Source organism: Embleya sp. NPDC127516 (genome assembly GCF_044765325.1).
Taxonomy (GTDB): Bacteria; Actinomycetota; Actinomycetes; order Streptomycetales; family Streptomycetaceae; genus Embleya.
Window position 1 is genome coordinate 43,578 of record NZ_JBIWJT010000019.1, and the last position, 16,101, is coordinate 59,678.

Sequence of the window (16,101 nt, forward strand, 5' to 3'; positions counted from 1 at the left end):
GGTCGGATCCGGTCCAGGCCGGAGAGAGGCAACACACACAATGACCACGAGCGCAGCGAAACCCGCCGCCCCGCCGGCGGAGCGCAGCAAGGCCCTGATCCTGGTGGTGATCGGCCTCGCCCAGTTGATGGTGGCGCTGGACACCTCGCTGGTGAACCTCATCCTGCCCTGGGCACAGCGTGACCTGGGCATGTCCGACTCCAGCCGGCACCTGCTCGCGGCGGCCTACATGGTCGCCTACGGCAGCCTGTTGCCACTGGGCGGACGGATCGCGGACCGGGTCGGCTACCGCCGCACCCTGCTGGTGGGCCTGGTCGGCTTCGCCGCGTCCTCGCTGGTGGCCGGCCTCGCGCAGAACACCGAGTTCCTGGTCACCGCGCGCACCGTGCAAGGCGTGTTCGGCGCGATCCTGGCCCCGTCCACACTGGCCATCCTGACCACCACGTTCACCGAACCCAAGGAACGCGGGCGGGCGTTCGGCCTGTACACCGCGATCGTCGCGGCGGGCAGCGGCCTGGGCATGGTGGCCGGCGGCGGCCTCACCGAGTACCTGAGCTGGCGCTGGTGCCTGTACCTGAACGTGCCGATCGCGGTGATCGCGGTGGTCGGCGCGCTGATCGTGCTGCCGGACACCCGGGGCCACCGGGAGACCGCGCTCGACCTGCCCGGCGCGGTGCTCGGCGGTGGCGGCATGGTGGCGCTGATGTACGGGATCAGCACGGCCGGCGCCAACGGGTGGGGCTCCACCGAGGCGGTCACCCTGCTGGTCGGCTCGGTGGTCCTGCTCGCGGGCTTCGCGATCCGCCAGTCCAAGGCGACCCAACCGCTGTTGCCACTGCGGTTGTTGGCCGACCGCAGCCGGGCGGGCGCGCTGATCGTGATCGCGCTCGGCGCGCTGGGCCCGTTCGGGCTGTACCTGTTCCTGACCTACCAGCTCCAGGTGATCATGGACTACTCGCCGGTGGAGGCGGGGTTGGCCTGTGTGCCGCTGACCGTGGCGACGGTGATCTCCGCCGGGGTGATCAGCAAGCTCCAACCGGTGGTCGCGCCGCGCACGATGATCGTGCCCGGACTGATCGCCGGCGCGGTGGCGATGGTGATGTTCGCGCAGATGGACGAGAACAGTTCGTACCCGCTGCTGATCCTGCCCGCGCTGGTGCTGCTCGGCTTCACCCTGGGCATCGTGCACATCCCGGCCACCAACGCCGCGCTGAGCGGACTGCACCCGCGCGACGCGGGCTCGGTGTCGGCGTTCACGTTCGCCGCGCAACAACTCGGCGGCGCGATGGGCACCGCGCTGTTCAACACCATCGCCACCACCGCGACCGCCTCCTACGTCCTGCAACACCACGACCAGGCCACCGTCCTGGCGGACGGACACGGCTTCCGGGTGGCCACCATGTGGTCCGCCGGACTGATGGTGTTCGCGGCCGTGGTCGCCGCAGTACTGATCAACGCGAAGGCCACCCGACAGACCCTGGACGACCCGCCGCCGGCCGAGGACCTGCCCGACGTCGCCGCCGCCACCCCGGCCACGCGGTCGTGATCCGGCGGGCGCCCCGAGCGGGCGGCAGCCGGGGCGCGATCCTCGCGGTGGTCGCCACGGCGCAACTGATGGTGGTGCTGGACGTCACCGTGGTGAACATCGCGCTGCCCTCCACGCAGCGCGAGTTGGGCCTGTCGGACGCGGGCAGGCAGTGGGTGATCACCGCCTACACGCTGGCCTTCGGCGGCTTCCTGCTCGCGGGCGGCCGGATCTCCGACCGGATCGGGCGTACCCGGGGCCTGCTGGTGGGGCTGACCGGGTTCGCCATCGCGTCCGCCGCCGGCGGTGCCGCCGCGAACGCCGGCACGCTGATCGCCGCGCGCGCCGCGCAGGGGCTGTTCTCCGCGCTGCTGGCGCCGTCCGCGCTGGCCCTGCTGACCACGACGTTCACCGGGACCAAGGAACGCGCCCGCGCGTTCGGCGTGTACGGCGCGGTGCTCGCCGCGGGCGGCGCGCTCGGCCTGGTGGTCGGCGGGTTGTGCACGCAGTACCTGGACTGGCGCTGGTGCCTGTACCTGAACTCGCCGATCGCGGTGGGTGCGCTGATCGCGGGCCTGGCGGTACTGCCGCGCGAGGACTCGTCCGCCGCGGAGCGCGCGAGTACGGGCCGACTGGGCCTGTTCGACGTGGCACTGGGCAGCGGCTCGATGGTCGCGCTGGTGTACCTGCTCACCGAGGCGGGCGCACACGGCTGGGGATCCACCCGGGTGTGGGCGCTCATCCCGGTCGCGATCGTGCTCCTGGCCGCCTTCGTGCTGCGCCAGCGCCGATCGGCGGACCCGCTGCTGCCGATGGCGGTGCTCGCCGACCGCAACCGGGCCGCGGCGTTCGTCACCATCGGGCTGACCGCGATCGGCATGTTCGGCATGTTCCTGGTGCTGACCTACCAACTCCAGGGCATCATGCGCTACTCGCCCCTGCGCACCGGGGTGGCGATGTTGCCGATGGCGGTCGCGGTGGTGTTGTCGGCGATGCTGATCGCGGCCCGACTGCTGCCCCGGCTGCCCGCGCGGGTGCTGATCGTGCCCGGCCTGGTGTTGTCCGCGGCGGGCCTGCTGGTGCTGACCCGGCTCACCCCGGACAGCACCTACGTCACCGGCGTGCTGCCCGCGCTGCTCCTGCTGGGCATCGGCTCCGGCATCACCTTGATGCCGTCGGTCGCCAGCACGATGAACGCCGTCGAACCCCGGTACACCGGCACCGTCTCGGCGTTCACCACCACGTCCCAACAACTGGGCGGCTCGATCGGCACGGCGCTGCTGAACACGATCGCCACCAGCGCCACCGCCTCCTACGCCGGCGGTCGGGGCGACCTGGTCCAGGCCGCGGACCGGGCCCGGGCGACCGTGCACGGCTACGCGGTCGCCTGCGGGTGGGCCACCGGAATCCTGCTCCTGTGCGCGGTCCTCGCGGGCGTGCTGATCAACGCCGGGCCGCAGGGCGAGCAGACCAAGAACCCCGACGAGGAGGCACCGGCGACCGCAGAGAACCCGGAGACACCCGGAAACCCGGGAACCCCCGAGAACCCCGAGATCCGCGAGCACCCGGAGATCCCCGAGATCACCGAGAACCCCGAGTACCCCGTGCGGATCGACACAGACGAGCAAGAAAGCAGGGCACGACGTTGACCACCTTCGGAACCACCACCGCCTGGACCGAACCGCCCTCCGGGCACGCCGAGATGCTGGACTGGCTCGCCGAGCGGCGCGCGAAGGACGGACCGTGGCAGGACGAAAAGGGCAACTGGCACGTCTTTCGCTACCGCGACGTGCTCGACGTACTGAACGACCACACCACCTTCTCCTCGGACCTGCGTGATCTCTCGCCCCGGCACGCCGAGTTCGACGTGTTCAAGAAGGGCCTGTTCATCAGCATGGACGAGCCCCAGCACCGCAAGCTGCGCGGGCTGGTCAGTCAGGCGTTCACCCCCAAGGTGGTCGGGAAGCTGGCGCCGCGGGTGGCCGAGATCGCGCACGAGATGCTGGACGCGGTGCAGGACCGGGATCGGATCGAGTTGGTCGGCGACCTGGCCTACCCGCTGCCGGTGATCGTGATCGCCGAACTGATCGGCGTCCCGACCAGCGACCGGGCCACCTTCCAGCGGTGGGCCGACGCGCTCCTGGGCATCGGCGGCGAGGTGACCGCGGCGCCCGACGGCGAGGTGCTGAGCAGCCTGACGCTGACCCTGCGGGAGATGAACGCCTACCTGCTCGACCACATCCGCAGCCGCCGGGCCAACCCGAACGGCGACCTCACCAGCAACCTGATCGCCGCCGAGATCGACGGCGAGCACCTCGAGGACGAGGAGATCGTCGGCTTCGTCGGCATGCTGCTCCTGGCCGGGCACATCATGACCACGCTGATGATCAGCGCCACGCTGTCCTGCCTGGACGACCACCGCGACGCGATCACCGAGATCCGCCGCGAACCGGACGCGCTGCCCGGCGCGATCGAGGAGGTGCTGCGCTTTCGCACCCCCTCGGTCCGCCAGGAGCGGCTGGCGCTGCGCGAGGCGACGGTCGGCGGCGGCCTGGTGCCGGCCGGGGCCTCACTGGTGTTGTGGTTGTCCGGGGCCAACCGGGACGCGGGCCAGTTCCCCGACGCCGACCGGTTCGACATCCGCCGCACGCCCAACGCGCACCTGAGTTTCGGGCGCGGCATCCACCACTGCATCGGCGCACCGCTGGCCCGGTTGGAGTGCAAGACCGTGCTGGAGGTGCTGTTCGGCCGCTTCACCGAGTTCGCGGGCGCGGGCGCCGTCCCGCACGACGCGCGCTCGTCGTTCGCGCCGCTGAAGCTGCCGCTGGACGTGACCTGGGCCTGACCCGACCACCCGGCCCCGCCCGCCCCGCCCCGCCCGTCGCCGAACGCGGCCGGGTCGGGGCGGGGCGCCGCGCGGCCTTTGTACTCACCGAAGACGAGGGCATGCGATGAACGTCACCACCTCCGCGCAGGGCACCTGGCTGCGGAGCTATCACCCGACCCCCGAGGGACGTCCCCGGCTGGTCTGTTTCCCGCACGCGGGCGGCTCGGCGAGCTTCTTCTTCGCCTTCGCCAAGGCCCTGGCCCCCTCGGTCGAGGTGCTCGCGGTGCAGTATCCCGGGCGCCAGGATCGCCGGCACGAGCCCTGCGTCGACGACCTGGCGCGGCTCGCCGACGAGATCGCCGAGATCATGCCCGCGTGGGCCGACCGACCGCCGGCCTTCTTCGGGCACAGCATGGGCGCGACGCTGGCCTTCGAGGTGGCGCTGCGACTCGGCGAGCGCCCGGGCGCGGTCGGACCGAGCCGGCTGTTCGTCTCGGGCCGCCGGGCGCCCGGGCGGCACCGGACCGAGACCGTGCACCTGCGCGACGACGCGGGGCTGATCGACGAATTGTTGCTGCTCAACGGCACCGAGCCGGGCGTACTGCTGGACGACGACGTGCTGCGGATGGTGCTGCCGTCGTTGCGTGCCGACTACCGGGCGATCGAGCGCCACGTGGTGCGCCCCGGGGCCCGGGTGGACTGCCCGATCACGGTCCTGGTGGGCGACGCCGACCCGAAGGTCACGGTGGACGAGGCCCGGGCCTGGCGCGAGCACACCACGGTGGGTACCGCGGACATGTCCGTCTTCCCGGGCGGACACTTCTACCTCAACGAGCACCGGCCGGCCGTCGTCGACCTGATCACCGCCGCATTGCTCGCCCCCGACGCCTCGATCTGATCACCGCCGCGCTGCCGGCACCCGGCGCCTCGGTGCGAGCGCATCCCGACCGCCCGGCTCCGGGCACGCCACAGGGCGGGTCGGCTTCGTCTCGTGGACGAAGGCGGCCCGCCGAAGCGGCGCGCGGACGATCAGGCCGACTCCGGGTTCACCGGGATCCGGCCGGTCATCCGCTCCATGCCGCTGATCCAGTTGTCGCGCAGCGCCGCCGTGGCGGCCGGCACGTCACCGGCGCGCAGGTGCTCGGCGATCCGGCAGTGCTCCTCGGCCTCGCGCTCCAACAGCGTGTCCTCGCCCGCGATCAGGTGGGTGTAGCGGCGCATGCCCGCCTTCACGCTGGTCACCAGGTCCAGCAACCGCTCGTTGGGGCATTTCCCGAGCAGCAGATCGTGCCACTCGTCGTCGTGCCACTCGATCTCCGACTGCTCCGCCACCGGATCCGGGAAGCCCCGGGCCAGACGCAGCAACTCCGGTGCCATTTCCCGGAGTTCATCCGGATCGGAGAGCTCCAGTGCGAGTGACTCCAGACCCGCGACGATTTCGCACAGCTCGCGGAACTCCTTGCTGCTGACCGGTGCGAACCGGAAGCCGCGCCCCTGATTGCTCTCCAGGACGCCTTCGCCGGCCAGGGTGATCAGGGCTTCGCGCAGGGGAGTGCGACTCACGCCCAACTCGGCCGCGAGCACCACCTCGTTGATGTCCTTGCCTGCCGCGAAGTCGCCTCTGTCGAGGCGCAGAAGCAACTCCTCGCGGATCTGCTCCCGCAGAGGTCGCCGCTGGATGGCCATGTGTCGGTTACTCCTCGTGTTGATCGGCGTCGATATCTGGTGCTTGACATAACGCACCGCACACACCTTGAATTATGAATACAGAATACATGAACGGGAGGTCGACGTGCGGTTGACGCGAGTGCCGGGATTGCTGTTCGGGGGTGACTACAACCCCGAACAGTGGCCGGAGGAGGTCTGGGCCGAGGACGCCAAGCTGATGGTCGAGGCGGGCGTGAACATGGCCACCGTCGCGGTCTTCTCCTGGTCACGGCTGGAACCGCGCCCCGGGGAGTACGACTTCGGCTGGCTGGACCGGGTGCTCGACCTGCTGCACGAGCACGGCATCGCCGCCGACCTGGCCACCGCGACCGCGACCCCGCCGCCGTGGTTGGTTCGCGAGCACTCGGAGCTGCTGCCGGTCGACGCGAACGGCACCCGGCTGGAGTTCGGCTCCCGCCAGGGCTACTGTCCCAGCTCGCCGATCTTCCGCGCGGCCACCGTCCGGTTGGCCCGGGCGATGGCCGAGCGTTACGCCGAGCACCCCGCCCTGGCCATGTGGCATATCGGCAACGAGTACGCGGACCACACGCTCGAATGCTTCTGCCACGAGTCCGCCCGGCACTTCCGGCGTTGGCTGAGCGAGCGATACCAGGACATCGACGGCCTCAACGCCGCCTGGGGCACCTCCTGCTGGGGCCAGCACTACACCGACTTCGAGCAGATCGCCCCGCCGCGCAAGGCACCGGGCCCGGTCAACCCGGCCCAGGTGCTGGACTGGCGGCGGTTCTGCTCGGACGCGCTCCTGGAGTGCTTCGAGGCGGAGAAGAGCGTGCTGCGCGAGGTCACCCCGGACATCCCGGTGACCACGAACTTCATGAGCATCCTGCACGGGCTGGACTACTGGAAGTGGGCCGGCGCCGAGGACATCGTCAGCGACGACGCCTACCCCGACCCGGCCGACCCCACCTCGCACGTGGGCATCGCGGTGAGCTACGACCTGATGCGCTCGCTCAAGCGGCGCCCGTGGCTGCTGCTGGAACAGGCCCCGAGCGCGGTGAGCTGGCGTGAGGTCAACGTGCCCAAGCCGCCCGGCAAGATGCGCCTGGACAGCCTCCAGGCACTCGCGCACGGCGCCGACGGGGTGATGTTCTTCCAGTGGCGCCAGGCCCGGTACGGACCGGAGAAGTTCCACTCCGCCCTCCTGCCGCACGGTGGTGTGCAAACCCGCGGATGGCAGGACACGCTACGCCTGGGCGGCGACCTGCAAAAGCTCGCCGAGATCGCCGGCACGCACACCGCCGCGGACGTCGCGCTGCTCCTGGACTGGTCCTCGTGGTGGGGCCTGGAGGCCCCCGAGTCGATGCCGTCCAAGCGGCTGGAACTCAAGCGACTCCTGAACGCCTGGTACGCGCCGCTGCACGCCCGCGGGATCACCGTGGACCTGGCCCCGCCGGACCGCGACCTGTCCGGGTATCGCGTGGTCATCGCCCCCAACCTCTACCTGTGCACCGACGAACAGGCCGAGAACCTGCGGGCGTTCGGCGGCGAACTGATCGTCGGCCCGTTCAGCGGCGTGGTCGACTCCGCCGACCGGGTACACCCCGGCGGCGCACCCGGTCCGCTGCGCGACCTGCTCGGCCTGAGCGTCGACGAGTTCTGGCCGCTGGCCGACGGAGTGGGCCAGAGCGTGCGGTACGCCGACGGCACCCCGGGCACCGCGACCCGGTGGGCCGAGTGGCTGCGACCCGAGGGCGCCACGCCGATCGCCGACTACGAGGGCGGCGACCTGGCCGGACAACCCGCGATCACCCGGCTCGGCCGGGCCACCTACGTGGGCTGCGCCCTCGACGACGTCACCCCGATCCTGACCGACGTACTGACCCGCGCCGGCGTGCGCCCCGTCGCGGACGTACCGCCCGACGTCGAGGCGTGCCTGCGGACCGGGCCCGACGCCGACTACCTGTTCCTGCTCAACCACGGCACGACCACCGCGGCACTGACCCTGCGCGCCCCCGGCACGGACCTGCTGACCGGGCGCGACCTGCACGGCCCGATCGAAATCGGGCCCAGGGACGCCGTGGTGCTGCGCACCGCTCACGAGGGAGAGAAGTGACCCACCCCTACATACCCAATGCCGAGCCGGCCGTGCGGGCCGAGATGCTGGCCGCGATCGGGGTCGAGTCCATCGAGGACTTCTACACCGACATCCCCGCCGCGCTGCGCCTGAACCGGCCGCTCGACCTGCCCGCGCCGATGAACTCGGAAACCGAACTGGTCCGGCACATGCGCGGGTTGCTCGGACGCAACACCGACACCACCGAGGTGCTCAGCTTCCTCGGCGGCGGCTGCTACCCGCACCACGTGCCCGCCGTGTGCGACGAGATCAACTCGCGCGGCGAGTTCCTCACCGCCTACGCGGGCGAACCGTACGAGGACCACGGCCGCTTCCAGGCGCTCTTCGAGTACGTCAGCATGATGGGTGAACTCCTGGAACTGGACGTCGTCAACGTCCCGACCTACGACGGCTTCCAGGCCTCCGGCACCGCGCTGCGGATGGCCGCGCGCTACACCGGCCGGTCCAAGGTGCTGGTCACCGCCGCGATCGGCGCGGACAAGCTGAGCAAGCTGCACGACTTCCTCGCGCCCGACATCGAGATCGTCATGATCCCGGTCGCCGAGAACGGCGAGGCCGGCGCCTTCACCGTCGACGACACCGTCGCCGCGGTCTACCTGGAGAGCCCCAACCTCTACGGCGTGGTCGAGGCCCGGGCCGCCGAGATCGCCGAACTCGCGCACGCCGAAGGCGCGTTGCTCGTGGTCAGCGCGGACCCGATCTCGCTCGGCGTGCTCGCCCCGCCCGCCACGCTCGGCGCGGACATCGTCTGCGGCGACATCCAGTCGCTGGGCATGCACCAGAACTACGGCGGCGGTCACGCCGGTTACATCGCCACCCGCGACGAACCGCGCCTGGTCGCCGAGTTCCCCTCGCGTCTGTTCGGCATCGCGCCGACCGCGGTGCCGGGCGAATACGGCTTCGGCGACGTCTTCTACGACCGCACCTCCTTCGCGCTGCGCGAGGAGGGCAAGGAATGGGTGGGCACCGCCGCCTCGCTGTGGGGCATCACGGCCGGCGTCTACCTTGCGCTGATGGGCCCGGAGGGCATGCGCGAACTGGGCGAGACGATCCTGGCCCGGACCCGCTACGCGATGGACGAACTCGCCGCGGTCCCCGGGGTACGGGTGCGGCACGCCGCCGCCGTGCACTTCCGCGAGTTCGCGATCGAGGTGGCCGACACCGACGCGCTGCTCACCGCGCTGCGCGCACACGGCATCTACGCCGGCATCGCGCTGGACGCCACAACGCTGCTGGTCTGTGTGACCGAGCGGCACACCAAGGACGACATCGACACGCTGGTGCGAGCGGTACGAGAGGTGCAGGGCTGATGGGTGCCGTCGGAGAATCCTTCGCGAAGTTGCCGATCGAGGCCAAGCCGCCGCTGCGCCGGTTCCACCAGGCGCGCTGGGACGAGCCGATCATCTTCGATCACTCCAGCCCCGGCCGGCGCGGCATCGGGGTGCCCGAGGCGGGCGTGCCCGCCGTCGAACTGCCCGCCGGGATACGGCGCGAGACGCCGCCCGCGCTGCCGCAGATGTCCCAGCTGCACGTGCTCCGGCACTACATGCGACTGTCCCAGGAGACCGTGGGCGTCGACCTCGGCATCGCCGTCGGCCAGGGCACCTGCACGATGAAGTACAGCCCCAAGATCAACGACCGGTTCGTCAGCGACCCGAAGATCGCCGAACTGCACCCGGCACAGCCCGAGGACAGTGTGCAGGGCGTGCTCGCGATCTACTGGCAGCTGGAGCAGATGCTCAAGGAGATCTCCGGTCTGGACCGGGTCAGCCTGCAACCGGGCTCCGGTTCGGCGGCGATCTACGCCAACATCGCGATGATCCGCGCCTACCACGCCTCCCGGGGCGAAGGCGAGCAGCGCGACCAGGTCATCACCACGATGTTCTCGCACCCCACGAACGCGGCCTCCCCCAAGACCGCCGGGTACGAGGTGATCACTTTGATGCCGGACGCCGACGGCTACCCGGACATCGAGGCGCTGCGCGCGGCCGTGGGCCCGCGCACCGCCGCGCTGATGATCACCAACCCGGAGGACACCGGGATCTACAACCCCCGGATCGCCGAGTTCGTCGAACTCGTGCACGGAGTCGGTGGGTTGGCCTGCTACGACCAGGCCAACGCGAACGGCATCCTGGGCATCACCCGGGCCGCCGACGCCGGGTTCGATCTGTGCCACTTCAACCTGCACAAGACCTTCTCCACGCCGCACGCGTCCGGCGGTCCGGCCGCGGGTGCCTGCGGCGTCGCGGAGAAGCTGGTGCCGTTCATGCCCGGCCCCACCATCGAGTTCGACGGCGAGCGCTACTTCCTGGACTCCGACCGGCCGCAGTCGATCGGCAAGAACCGGCCCTACCTGGGGGTCACCCAGAACGTGGTGCGCGCCTACGCGTGGATCATGGCGCTGGGGGCCGAGGGCCTGCGGCAGGTGGCCGAGACGGCGGTGCTGAACAACAACTACCTGATGCACAAGGTGTTGCAGATCCCGGGCGCCTCCGCCCACTGGGACAAGCGCCGGCTGGAGCAGGTCCGCTACTCGTGGCAGGGCCTGTACGAGGACACCGGCGTGCACTCGGAGGAGATCGGCGTGCGCGCGGCCGACTTCGGGGTGCACTACTGGACCAGCCATCACCCGTACCTGGTACCCGAGCCGTTCACCCTGGAGCCGACCGAGTCGTACTCCAAGGAGGATCTGGACGAGTACGCCGCGATCCTGGCGCACGTCGCGGACGAGGCGCGCAGCGAACCGGAGTTCGTCAAGGGCGCGCCCTACAACCAGACCGTGCACAAGATCGACCCGACCTGCCTGGACGACCCGGAGCAGTGGGCCATGACCTGGCGGGCCTACGTCCGCAAGCACCTGTCATGAGAATCGGCCTGATCGTCAACCCGGTGGCCGGCCTCGGCGGGGCGGCCGGGCTCAAGGGCAGCGACGGCGCCGACGTGCAGCGCGAGGCGCTCGCCCGCGGCGCGACCGCCCGGGCGGGGGAGCGCGCGGCGGTGGCCGTGCGCGCGCTCCTGAGCGCCCGCCCGGACACCGTCGTGGTCACCGTGGCCGGCACGATGGGCGAGAACTCCGTGCGCGCCGCCGGCGCGGTACCCGAGCTGGTGGCGTGCGCACCGGGGGAGCCGTCCTCGTCCGCCGACACCCGGGCGGGCGTCCGGGCGTTGGCGGCGGTGGACCTGCTGCTGTTCGCGGGCGGCGACGGTACCGCGCGGGACGTGCTCGACGCCGGGCCGACCGCGCCGGTGCTCGGCATTCCGGCGGGCGTCAAGGTCTACTCCGGCTGCTTCGCGGTCGGCCCGGCGGCGGCCGGCCACGCCGCCGCCGAGTTCGCCGGGGACACCGCCGAGGCCGAGGTGGTGGACCTGGACGAACAGGCCTACCGCGAGGGCCGGGTCAGCCCCCGGCTCTACGGCACACTGACCGTGCCCGCGGCCCGGGTACGGCTGTCCGGCCGCAAGACCGGCTCCTCGGGCGCCGCGCCGGAGACCGTCGAGGGCATCGCCCGCGAAGTGGTCGCCCGGATGCGCCCGGGCGTGCGCTACATCCTGGGCCCGGGCACCACCACGCGAGCGGTGGGCCGCGCGCTGGGCGCCGAGTCCACGCTGCTCGGCGTGGACGTGGTCGCCGACGGCGTGCCGATCGGGGTGGACCTGAGCGAGCGCGCGCTGCTCGACCTGGTGGACGGGCACGAGACGGATGCCGTGGTGTCGGTGATCGGCGGCCAGGGCTTCGTGCTCGGTCGCGGCAACCAGCAGATCAGCCCGTCGGTGCTGGCCCGCGTGCACGCTCTGACCGTGCTCGCCACCCGCACCAAGCTGGCCGCGCTCGGTGGCCGGCCGCTGTTGGCGGACACCGGGGACCCGGCCACGGACGCGCGGTTGAGCGGTTTCGTCAAGGTGATCACGGGCTACCGCGAGAGCGTCCCCTATCGAATTGTTCCTGCGAGTGAGGAGTGCTCCGGATGAACGGGATGACTGGATCCCTGCACGGCAAGGTCGCCATCGTCACCGGCGGCGGTTCGGGCATCGGCCGGGCCACCGCGCTGATGTTCGCCGCGGAGGGCGCGGACGTGGTGATCGCCGACATCGACGCGGCGGCCGCGACCCGCACCGCGGAGGAGATCACCGCGCAGGGCGCCCGGGCGGTCGGGGTCAAGGCGGACGTGTCCGCCGAGGCGGACTGCGTGTCCGTGGTGTCGACGGCGGTGCAGACCTTCGGCGGGCTGCACGTGCTCTTCAACAACGCCGGCATCATCCGGCGCGCGGACGCGATCGGCACCACGGTCGACGAGTGGGACCGGGTGATGGCGGTCAACGTGCGCTCGGTCTTCCTGATGTGCAAGCACGCCGTCCCCGCGATGAGCGACGGCGGTTCCATCGTCAACACCGGTTCCGGCTGGGGGCTCAAGGGCGGCGGCAACGCGATCTCCTACTGCGCGTCCAAGGCCGCCGTGGTCAACATGACCCGCGCCCTGGCGATCGACCACGCGGCGGCGGGCATCCGGGTCAACTCGGTCAACCCCGGTGACACGGACACCCCGATGTTGCGCGAGGAGGCCCGGCAGTTGGCGGAGGACTGGACGGCCTTCGCAGCCGACGCGGCGGACCGCCCGATGGGCCGGTCCGGCACGCCCGACGAGATCGCCCGCGCGGTGTTGTTCCTGGCCTCCGACGCGGCCAGCTACATCACCGGCACCGCCCTCGTCGTAGACGGCGGCGGCCTCGCCTAGTCATCCCGGCCCCGTTCCCGTCGTCGCCAGCGGCGACGGGCCCGGGACCGGTCCCAGCACGCGTACGTCCCGCACACATCCCCCCGGAGGCACAACGTGTCATTTTCCCGCGCAGCGAAGACCGTCGCCGTGCTGGCCGCCGGTGCCGCACTCGCCGCAACCACCGGTTGCGGCGGGAGCAGCGGCTCCGGCTCCGGCTCCGGCAAGACCACCGTCACCTGGTCGACCTGGGGCAACCCGGAGGAACTCGCCCGGTTCAAGGACTTCGAGAAGGACTTCGGCAAGCGCCACCCCGACATCAAGCTGAAGCTCCAGGCGGTCCCCTCCTACAGCGACTACCACTCCAAGCTGCTCACCCAGCTCTCCTCCAAGACCGCGCCCGACGTGTTCTACGTCGGCGACGACTTCATCGGGAAGTTCGTCTCCGCCGGGGTGGTCTCGCCGCTCAACGAGAAGATGGCGGCCCCGGACAGCAAGGCCAAGCCGGAGGACTTCTTCGACGGCCTGTACGGCGGCGCCAAGAAGGACGGGCAGATCTACGGCATACCCAACGACGCCAACCCCGAGGTGCTCTGGTACGACAAGCAGGCGCTCAAGGACGCCGGCATCACCGAGGACCCGGCCACGCTGAACGCCCAGGGCAAGTGGACGATGGCCACCTACCTGGAGATGAACCGCAAGCTCAAGGCGGCGGACAAGGCCGGCTCGATCTTCTACAACTGGTACGGCTCGACCTACAGCATGATCAACGGCTTCGGCGGCAAGGTGTACGACGGCGGCAAGTTCGTCGGCAACACCGACCCCAAGTCGCGCGAGGCATTGAAGACCCTGGCCGACGGCTACCAGAACGGGACCTTCCTGGTCGCCGACAACCTGCCCGAGGGCAACGGCTCGGATGTGCAGTTCATCAAGCACAAGGCCGGTTTCTCCGCGGGCGGCCGATGGATGATCGACACCGTCAAGAAGGGACAGCAGGACAACTACGACATCGTGCCGTTCCCGTCCCAGACCGGCGTGCTGATGCCGCAGACGGTGGGCACCTCCTTCCTGGCGCTGAACAAGGACGCCAAGAACGCGCAGGCGGCCTGGACGTTCCTGTCCGAGTTCGTCTCCAAGGACGGCCAGACCACGCGCCTGAAGGGCGGCGGCAACGCGGTGCCCTCGGTCAAGGGCGCGGACAGCGTGGTGATGGAGGGCTACCCCGCGCACGCGCAGACCTTCATCGACACCCGTGACGGCGGCTTCGCCAACTACCCGGAGGAGGCCGGTGTCCCGGAGCTGACGGCGAGCATCAACGAACTGCTGATGAAGTTGTGGACCGGCAAGATCGGCTTCGACCAGGCGATGAACGACCTCGGCTCGCTCGTCTCCGGCAAACTGCGCTGACCGGGGGCCCGCCGTGACCACGTCCACGCTCAGCCGCACCACCGACGCACGGCGCCCGGCCACCGAAACCCCCGAGCGCCGCCGGTCCCTTCGGGGCCGGCGGCGCCGGGAGCGGTGGTGGGCCGCCCTCTTCCTCGGTCCGCAACTGGCCGCCCTGCTGGTGTTCACCCTGGGGCCGCTGGGTTTCGCGGTCGTCCTGGCCTTCATGAAGTGGGACGGCCTGGGCGACAAGTCCTGGGTCGGCTTCGACAACTTCCAGACCCAGCTCTCCGATCCCACCTTCCGCGACGCGGTGCTGAACACGCTGACCCTGGGCCTGATCACGGTGCCGGTGGGCCTGGTCCTGGCCCTGCTCATCGCGATGGCGCTGAACAACGTGCGCGGCAAGACCATCTACCGGGTGATCTACTTCCTGCCCGTGGTCACCAGTTCGGTGGCCGTCGCGGTGATCTGGCAGATGTTGCTGGCCAGCGGTGACCTGGGGATGCTCAACAACACCGTGCACGACTGGTTCGGCATCACGCTGCCCGACTGGCTCAACGATCCGGACTGGGTGATGGTCGCGATCGCCGCGGTGACCATCTGGTCCTCGCTGGGCCTGAACGTGGTGATCTTCCTGGCCGGCCTCCAGTCCATCCCGGCGCACCTGACCGAGGTGGCCCGGCTCGACGGCGCGGGACCGGTCCGGATCTTCCGGCACGTGACGCTGCCGCTGCTGTCCCCGACCATCTTCTTCTCCTTCGTGGTCGCGGTGATCAGCTCCTTCCAGGCCTTCGACCAGATCTACGTGCTGGTCGACCCCACCCACAACGAGGGGGCCCGCACGATCGTGTACCAGGTCTACGACCTGGGCTTCAAGAAGTTCGAGTTCGGCGCCAGCAGCGCCGCCGCCCTGCTCCTGACGCTGATGACGATCGTGGTCACCGTGGCCCAGTTCGGCATGCAGAAGCGCTTCGTCCACTACGAGTCGTAAGAGAGGATGGTCGTGATGGTCACTGCCATCCGCCGACGTTTCGGCACCGTCGCACTGCACACCCTGCTCATCGTGGGCGGGCTGCTGATGACGTTCCCGTTCGTGTGGATGCTGCTCACCGCGTTCAAGAGCGAGGGGCAGATGATCCAGGATCCGCTGGCCTGGCTGCCGGACCCCTGGCGCGCGAGCAACTTCCCCGACGCCTTCGACGCGATGCCGTTCGGCCGCGCCTACTGGAACAGCTTCTACATCGCCATGATCACCGTCGTGGTGACGCTGCTCACCGCGTCGATGGCGGCCTACGCCTTCACCCGGATCGAATTCCCTTTCTCCCGCACGCTGTTCGTGATCTTCCTGCTCACCCAGATGGTGCCGACCCAGGTCACCCTGGTGCCGCTGTACGTGATGTTGTCGAACCTCGGCTGGATCGACACCCACCTGGCGCTGATCCTGCCCGCCATCGCCAACCCGTTCGCGGTGTTCATGATGCGCCAGTTCATCCGCGCGGTGCCGATCGAACTGGAAGAGGCCGCCCGGCTGGACGGCGCGAACCGGTGGACGATCTTCACCCGGATCGTGCTGCCCAACATCCGGCCCGGCATGGCCGCGCTGGGCATCATCGTCTTCCTGAGCAGCTGGAACAGCTTCATCTACCCGTTGATCTTCCTCAACTCCGAGGACAAATTCACCGTTCCGATGTTGCTCGCCTCGTTCAAGGGCCAGCACGGCGGACTGGACTACGGCATGCTCCTGGCCGCTTCGACGATCTCCGTGGTGCCCATGCTGATCGCGTTCGTGATCGGGCAGCGCAGGATCATCAGCAGCATGGCGGCATCCGGCATGGGAGGCCGCTGA

General features: G+C 70.3%; 13 protein-coding genes. 12 read left to right on the top strand and 1 reads right to left on the bottom strand.

What is annotated here, in order from left to right; all coding sequences use genetic code 11:
• The first annotated feature begins 40 nt into the window (after positions 1–40).
• The 4 genes from ACIRL2_RS32175 to ACIRL2_RS32190 all read left to right on the top strand — a co-directional run bounded on the left by ACIRL2_RS32175 (position 41) and on the right by ACIRL2_RS32190 (position 5,250).
• On the top strand, positions 41–1,546 hold the full coding sequence (locus ACIRL2_RS32175; RefSeq protein ID WP_395867218.1) for a DHA2 family efflux MFS transporter permease subunit: 1,506 nt from the start codon (positions 41–43) through the stop codon (positions 1,544–1,546).
• Positions 1,543–3,174: an MFS transporter gene (locus ACIRL2_RS32180; protein WP_395867220.1), complete on the top strand. Its 1,632-nt coding sequence runs from the start codon at positions 1,543–1,545 to the stop codon at positions 3,172–3,174. The genes ACIRL2_RS32175 and ACIRL2_RS32180 overlap by 4 nt, the downstream gene beginning before the upstream one ends.
• Positions 3,171–4,370 carry a cytochrome P450 gene (locus ACIRL2_RS32185; RefSeq protein WP_395867222.1) on the top strand — a complete coding sequence of 400 codons (1,200 nt, stop codon included), beginning with the start codon at positions 3,171–3,173 and terminating at the stop codon, positions 4,368–4,370. The genes ACIRL2_RS32180 and ACIRL2_RS32185 overlap by 4 nt, the downstream gene beginning before the upstream one ends.
• Before the next feature lie 106 nt (positions 4,371–4,476).
• The gene (locus ACIRL2_RS32190) at positions 4,477–5,250 is read left to right on the top strand and encodes a thioesterase II family protein (RefSeq protein WP_402236721.1); all 774 of its coding nucleotides are present in this window, start codon (positions 4,477–4,479) and stop codon (positions 5,248–5,250) included.
• Between the two features lie 131 nt (positions 5,251–5,381).
• Here ACIRL2_RS32190 and ACIRL2_RS32195 read toward each other — a convergent pair whose 3' ends face one another.
• On the bottom strand, positions 5,382–6,038 hold the full coding sequence (locus ACIRL2_RS32195) for a GntR family transcriptional regulator (protein ID WP_395867226.1): 657 nt from the start codon (positions 6,036–6,038) through the stop codon (positions 5,382–5,384).
• 106 nt (positions 6,039–6,144) lie between these two features.
• Here ACIRL2_RS32195 and ACIRL2_RS32200 point away from each other — a divergent pair, with 106 nt between their 5' ends.
• The 8 genes from ACIRL2_RS32200 (at position 6,145) to ACIRL2_RS32235 (ending at position 16,101) form a co-directional block, all read left to right on the top strand.
• Positions 6,145–8,133: a beta-galactosidase gene (locus tag ACIRL2_RS32200; RefSeq protein ID WP_402236723.1), complete on the top strand. Its 1,989-nt coding sequence runs from the start codon at positions 6,145–6,147 to the stop codon at positions 8,131–8,133.
• Positions 8,130–9,464 carry an aminomethyl-transferring glycine dehydrogenase subunit GcvPA gene (gene gcvPA / locus ACIRL2_RS32205; protein WP_402236724.1) on the top strand — a complete coding sequence of 445 codons (1,335 nt, stop codon included), beginning with the start codon at positions 8,130–8,132 and terminating at the stop codon, positions 9,462–9,464. Before ACIRL2_RS32200 ends, gcvPA begins: the two co-directional genes overlap by 4 nt.
• Positions 9,464–11,020 (top strand): aminomethyl-transferring glycine dehydrogenase subunit GcvPB, encoded by a 1,557-nt coding sequence (gene gcvPB, locus ACIRL2_RS32210; RefSeq protein ID WP_395867231.1) that lies wholly within the window; start codon positions 9,464–9,466, stop codon positions 11,018–11,020. Before gcvPA ends, gcvPB begins: the two co-directional genes overlap by 1 nt.
• Positions 11,017–12,123 (top strand): ATP-NAD kinase family protein, encoded by a 1,107-nt coding sequence (locus ACIRL2_RS32215; RefSeq protein WP_395867233.1) that lies wholly within the window; start codon positions 11,017–11,019, stop codon positions 12,121–12,123. The genes gcvPB and ACIRL2_RS32215 overlap by 4 nt, the downstream gene beginning before the upstream one ends.
• Positions 12,120–12,887, top strand: coding sequence for an SDR family NAD(P)-dependent oxidoreductase (locus ACIRL2_RS32220; protein WP_391588289.1), 768 nt, complete (start codon positions 12,120–12,122; stop codon positions 12,885–12,887). The genes ACIRL2_RS32215 and ACIRL2_RS32220 overlap by 4 nt, the downstream gene beginning before the upstream one ends.
• Before the next feature lie 96 nt (positions 12,888–12,983).
• Positions 12,984–14,273: an ABC transporter substrate-binding protein gene (locus ACIRL2_RS32225; RefSeq protein WP_395867235.1), complete on the top strand. Its 1,290-nt coding sequence runs from the start codon at positions 12,984–12,986 to the stop codon at positions 14,271–14,273.
• Between the two features lie 13 nt (positions 14,274–14,286).
• Positions 14,287–15,246 carry a carbohydrate ABC transporter permease gene (locus ACIRL2_RS32230; protein ID WP_395867237.1) on the top strand — a complete coding sequence of 320 codons (960 nt, stop codon included), beginning with the start codon at positions 14,287–14,289 and terminating at the stop codon, positions 15,244–15,246.
• A 15-nt stretch (positions 15,247–15,261) separates the two neighbouring features.
• On the top strand, positions 15,262–16,101 hold the full coding sequence (locus tag ACIRL2_RS32235) for a carbohydrate ABC transporter permease (RefSeq protein WP_395867239.1): 840 nt from the start codon (positions 15,262–15,264) through the stop codon (positions 16,099–16,101).

Coding starts and splice junctions, on each gene's coding strand:
- ACIRL2_RS32175 (WP_395867218.1), top strand. CDS start 41: ATGACCACGAGCGCAGCGAAACCCGCCGCCCCGCCGGCGGAGCGCAGC.
- ACIRL2_RS32190 (WP_402236721.1), top strand. CDS start 4,477: ATGAACGTCACCACCTCCGCGCAGGGCACCTGGCTGCGGAGCTATCAC.
- ACIRL2_RS32195 (WP_395867226.1), bottom strand. CDS start 6,038: ATGGCCATCCAGCGGCGACCTCTGCGGGAGCAGATCCGCGAGGAGTTG.
- gcvPB (WP_395867231.1), top strand. CDS start 9,464: ATGGGTGCCGTCGGAGAATCCTTCGCGAAGTTGCCGATCGAGGCCAAG.
- ACIRL2_RS32215 (WP_395867233.1), top strand. CDS start 11,017: ATGAGAATCGGCCTGATCGTCAACCCGGTGGCCGGCCTCGGCGGGGCG.
- ACIRL2_RS32220 (WP_391588289.1), top strand. CDS start 12,120: ATGAACGGGATGACTGGATCCCTGCACGGCAAGGTCGCCATCGTCACC.
- ACIRL2_RS32235 (WP_395867239.1), top strand. CDS start 15,262: ATGGTCACTGCCATCCGCCGACGTTTCGGCACCGTCGCACTGCACACC.